General features: G+C 55.4%; 3 protein-coding genes and 1 pseudogene. 1 reads left to right on the top strand and 3 read right to left on the bottom strand.

The window, feature by feature from the left end; translation table 11 throughout:
- Positions 1-902: 902 nt before the first annotated feature.
- Positions 903-1244: pseudogene (locus EGJ22_RS25660) on the top strand (transposase domain-containing protein); the annotation flags it as partial.
- Here EGJ22_RS25660 and EGJ22_RS25655 read toward each other — a convergent pair.
- The 3 genes from EGJ22_RS25655 to EGJ22_RS25635 form a co-directional block, all read right to left on the bottom strand.
- Positions 1239-1802, bottom strand: a complete 564-nt coding sequence (locus EGJ22_RS25655) for an isochorismatase family protein (protein ID WP_016969424.1) — start codon at positions 1800-1802, stop codon at positions 1239-1241. The pseudogene EGJ22_RS25660 and the gene EGJ22_RS25655 sit on opposite strands and share 6 nt — an antisense overlap.
- Positions 1803-3281: 1479 nt before the next feature.
- Positions 3282-3893, bottom strand: coding sequence for a hypothetical protein (locus EGJ22_RS25640; protein WP_016969427.1), 612 nt, complete (start codon positions 3891-3893; stop codon positions 3282-3284).
- Positions 3894-3911: 18 nt separating this feature from the next.
- Entirely contained in the window at positions 3912-4349 is a 438-nt protein-coding gene (locus EGJ22_RS25635) for a hypothetical protein (protein WP_016969428.1), read from the bottom strand.
- Positions 4350-5103: the final 754 nt, after the last annotated feature.

Genomic DNA, 5103 nt, shown 5'->3' with positions numbered 1-5103 from the left:
TAACTACTGATTTGATGGATTTCATGGCGGCAACTCCAGAGACTATGTGAGTTGTGGGTGCCGCAGCTACGATGTGCTGCCGACCCCGCAGAAGGACCTCCTTGCTGCATGGGGTTAGATTAATTTTTCGTATGAGAAAGCGTTACATGATACGTGCCGCCTTTTTGCCTATTCCTCTCGCAGTATCGAATCCCGCCCCTCACCGCTTACAAGCTGCCGGTCTTTCTCATGCTATCCAGGAGCAAAAGCTCGAATCTAGACGACCAGAACATGGACTCGTGGGAGTCGCCTCCAGTCCTATATCGACCAAACCGTCGTTTCACTATCGAGTTTCGCCCAGTGTGATTACTAACAAGTTGCGGGCGCAGTCGGTCGGCGGCACAGTGTGCCTACCGTGCATCGGAAGCTATTCCTACCCGACTGCAGCTGAAGTCGGTGAAGTCAGGGGACATTATCGTAGTCGACATCAAAGCTCTCGAAAGTAGCAAGTCGCTGGGCTAGTTAGGATTGTTGCCCAGGCGCCGGCATCGAACGTCGAAACAAAGCAGGGGTTAGCACCTGTCGCGTAACCGTACGGCGAGCTCACCGTCCGAACTCCATCATTAAGGGCGATGCTATTCGCGTATTTTTAGGCGAACGCGATCACCCCCGATCGTAAAGATTTCCGTACGCCAACGAAGCTCTTATCCGAAACTGTTCAAAGCCTAGGTCGCTCAGGAATGCCTGCAACCTGGGCAACAGAGTCCAGAGTCGCCATCAGCCACGGCATCGTCATCCGTAAATGGATGCCGCTCTATCGAGACCAGCCCGCACCGACCTCGCTGCCAGCATTTGTCCCGCTGAAGGCTGTACCTAAACGGCCAGCCGAAGCGTCAGTGAAAATCGAGTTGCCCGTGGCTGGGGTGCCGAACGGATCAGCGACGGCCAAAACCCTCGATTACAGCCTGAAATGCTGGGTAGCGCTGAAGCGCTATCTGGACGACGCAGCTGTGCCCATCGACAACAACCAAGTTGAAAACCAGATACGGCCATGGGCGCTCGGACGCTCGAACTTGTTATTTGCCGAGTCGCTGCGCAGCGGTAAACGGGCGGCTGTAATCATGAGCCTGATCCAATCGGCGCGCATGAATGGGCATGATCCGTATGCCTATCTCAGAGATGTGCTGACGCGGCTGCCCACACAGCGGACCAGTGATATCGAGCAATTGCTACCGCATCAGTGGGTGCCAGCCACTGCTTCATAGGCAAAGCTGTGCGACCACATCTTCTGATGACATGACTTGGGCATATTCGGTGCCCAGTATGGCCAAGGTCAGCTCATAAACGGTAGAGGCGTCCCAAAACGTTCCATTTGGCCTGATGACGGGTACAGCAGTAGTCGCATCCGCAGGAAGAATGATTTCGTATCCAAGTGCCTTCCCCGCTCGGATAGTGGCATCCATGCTGTTATGAATCACAACGCCGGTCAGAACAATACGTTTTACGTGCATGCTTTTAAGGATGGCATCCAATCGGGTTTCTATGAATGCGCAGTTCTCATGCTTGATGATGACAGCCTCGCCCTCTACCGGGGCCACTTCTTTTTTGATTCCATTCCAGGGGCCATGAACGTGATAGCTGGAGGTGGGATTCTTTTCATCATGCTTCACATGAAGGACAGGCCAGCCATTTGATCGCCAGTGCCGCAGAAGGCGTTGGATTGCGGACAAATAACCAGGGTGGCTTTTACCATCCCAAATAGGTTGATCAATCGCATCCTGAACATCAAGGATAATCAGGGGAATGCGAGGTGTATCCTTCATATGGGGCCGTCTCCTTACGATGGACGTTTAGTGTGCTGCAACGCTCCCCCATCAACAAGCAGTGCAGTCTCGCTAGGGTATCGTTGCCGACACAATATCAGTGAAGAGGGGCTGCTACCGCGGAAGTGGATTCCGGCCTTGCTCGAGCAAGGTGTGTTGGCCGGACGCTTAGAGCATCAGTTAAAGGTGGCAGAGGATAGTCGATTAAAGTTCGATACTGGTAAGAAATGGCGATTCAACCAGACCCCGATTCATGCATGTTGCACCGCGAGGTGCAGCGTGAAGCGTTGACAGGGGTAACCGATGGGCCAGCCATTGAGCCGCGTAATTAGGAATTCGGGATGCCGATGCTGTTAAGCGAAGCAAAAGGTAATACGGAGCATGGCGTTATACGCCAGTCATGCTCTGATCCGGCGCGGTCGGAGCCCCTGCGCACGTCGGGAAGTCCTTTGCACAGAATCTGGGAGATCTCAGCGGTGCCCGGTGCGCAAGCCTCGGGCGGAGCAGGAAAGGCCAATAGCCGTAACCCTACTGCCCACGCCGCTGAGAAGTCGGATACGTTCGCAGTACCTGAGAAAACTTTGAACAAAGGGCCTGGCCCCGTGGAGATAGTGGAGGAAAGGATCGTAGCCAAGGGAAACACCTACAGGCCTCCCGCGCCCCAAACACAGAGCTGGATCAGTTGCGAGTCGAAGTAGACTTTGAGTATTAAAACTGTCGCGGGAGCATCGCTGTTTTCGCGGACTGCAGCCTCGTTGAGAGGAATCGCAAAACTGCCGCGACCACTTAAAATTCCGATCCGGACGGATGCGTTAGAGAATTAAAACTGTCTCATCCAGAAACGACGCGGCTTTCAAGCACGCTCAAATGGACCGGCGGCTGGTCGGCCGCCGGTCTCAGAGTCATCGACGAGGGATGAAGTTGGCAACGTGACCGATGGGATTGAACTGTCGACCGGGGTGTCACTTGGGAACAACATGGTTAACATGGGCCGATTCTCCGGCCAGGGGTGAGGGTCATGCCGGGATTGACTTATGACTATCCTGACTACGTATTTACAGGTGTTGATCCCATGTTGACGAATCCCGACGAAGAATCGCCCCGGCTTAGCCGGGGCTTACGCTTGCGCTCAGGTTTTGGATTGCGGGGGATTCTCTTCCTTATTGCCGCATTGGATCAGCAGCAGCAAAACTGTGGCTACCTGCAGAGGCTGCTTTTGCAGGTAGCCAGCGACCAACGCTCACCCCCTCTGGCACTGCGTTACGCTTTCGGGTGACAAATGTAATTACCGCTTCGCAGGAAGGTTTCATGCTTGTTCGGCGAATAGACTCCCTAGGTGACTTGCTCGTTGGCCCCTGTGATGCCCGCTTTTGACCTGGCTACCACCGCGACCGCCGACGTACATACTCCGTCAATCTGATTGGCGCTGTCCCCGCAAGCCCGCCGCTTGGCGGGCTTTTTTGTGGCTGCAGGAACGCCTTACAGGCTGTTCGGCTCGATGCCGATCTCCCGCAGCGACTTGACCAGCGACGGGTCGATAACGGCCTCTCCGGTGGTCGACGCGGCCTGATTGATGCCTACGGTGCGGTACTTGATCAGGTGGCCGGAGACCATCTGTTTGAGGATCTGCTTGGCCTTATCGCCGCCTGTCACGGTGTACGGGCTCATCAACTGCGACGTGGACTTCATCGCCTGTTCCTGGGCGTTGTTGACCAGTGCAGCCTGCTCGCCCTGCAGCCCAACGAGCGGGGCCAACGGGATAGACGGGGCCATGCTCACCGGCGTTTCCTGCGGAGAGATTGTCCACGCCTCGTTCTGGTCGATGCGCAGTTGGACGGTACCGACCGGCACCTTGAAGCGGCCACCGGACATGATGCCGACGTAGATCTCGCTGCCTTCCTTCCGGACTACCGGGTAGAAGTGCAGCGGCTGGGTGACGATCCAGTTCGGCGTGCCCAGATCGCCCGTAGTGACCATCATGGTGGTCTTATCGGTGAATTCGTCGGTTGTGGCCGTGGCCTTCCAGGTCTGCTGCTCGGAGGCGCATCCCGCGAGGGAGAGGGCTACGGCAAGGGCGGCGATATATTTCATTGGGTCTGTTCCCGGGCTTTAATATGACGAGCAGGTCGTGTAGCCGTAATTGGTGATGCAGTTGGTGTTGCGAGGGGTATAGACCGGCATCTGCGGTGCGACGCCTGGTGCTTGGCTCATTCTGGCCATTTCGTCCGCCGCGCTAGCCACCTGAGCACAAGCGATCTGGGCTTTCGATCGATCTGCGTCGGTGAGAACCATAGCATCCGCCTCAGCCGAGTAGCTTTGAACCATATTCCACAGCTTGCCCTGGTCATACAGGTACTGGGCTGGACGACGCTGCATCTGGAACGAGACAAAGCTGTTGTATTGGTCTGCGGTGATAAGTTGCTCGCGTTTGCACAGGCCTGCGGCTGAGACCAACTTAGAAATCGTCTGGTATTCCGATTCGGGCATCTGCGTCATGCAGCCGGTGAGTGCAAGAGAACTAGCAAGTGTTACAGCGATCCGTGTCATGTCGGCCTCTCTATTCCAAGGGAGGCGATTGTAGCAGGGTGCCACCATGTAGTCGGCGCCCCCCCCTGCTCTTTGGACTTACCCACGATACCGCCCGGGTTTTTGCCAGATGATGAGCACCAGGGTCATCGCGACGGAACCGACGAGCGACAAAGCCATTTTGTCCTCTAACAGATGGAACGACGCTCCACCCGCTTGCAGCAAAGCGAGCCAGATACCAATCACCGATCGACCCGCTGTACCCAAGCTCCGGCCTAGTTCTATGGCAACAGGATCGAAGATAACCCGACGTAGACGACAGATGTGTTGTACTCCCAGCACGAGGCCGCCGCTCCTGACGCGACCGAGGACATCTTGGAGATCAAGCGCCACATTGACGTCCAGTATCGGCTCCCGAATGGACGGTAGCTGTCACAAACCCAGTAGCGATGCTGTAGGTGAGTTGCTATGCAGTGTGATCCAAGCGGTTAAATCTATTTTTTGGTCTGTTAACGACAACAGTTTAAGGTTAAATCTAGTTAACAGGGGACGCTAATTGAGGAGGCCGGCAGTCCTTTGTCTTTCGCTTTGGACCGCTGTCGTCCTGTAGTCGTGAGAGAATTTAGTCTATCTACATGCATCGAGATAGGGCCAGCAGTTCAGTTAGCTTTGGCTAAGTTAATGAGAGGGTATGCCTGGGCGGCGGCAAAAACTGAGTGCAACACCTGACCTTTCCGGTACGGTGCTGCCCCTATGTCTTATACCGAACTCAGCG

Origin of the sequence: Pseudomonas sp. p99-361 (assembly GCF_003935475.1) — a bacterium.
Lineage (GTDB): Bacteria > Pseudomonadota > Gammaproteobacteria > Pseudomonadales > Pseudomonadaceae > Aquipseudomonas > Aquipseudomonas juntendi.
Note: the sequence above shows the minus strand (reverse complement) of the source record. Positions and strands in the feature narration are given on the sequence as shown.

Coding starts and splice junctions, on each gene's coding strand:
- EGJ22_RS25655 (WP_016969424.1), bottom strand. CDS start 1,802: ATGAAGGATACACCTCGCATTCCCCTGATTATCCTTGATGTTCAGGAT.
- EGJ22_RS25635 (WP_016969428.1), bottom strand. CDS start 4,349: ATGACACGGATCGCTGTAACACTTGCTAGTTCTCTTGCACTCACCGGC.
- EGJ22_RS25640 (WP_016969427.1), bottom strand. CDS start 3,893: ATGAAATATATCGCCGCCCTTGCCGTAGCCCTCTCCCTCGCGGGATGC.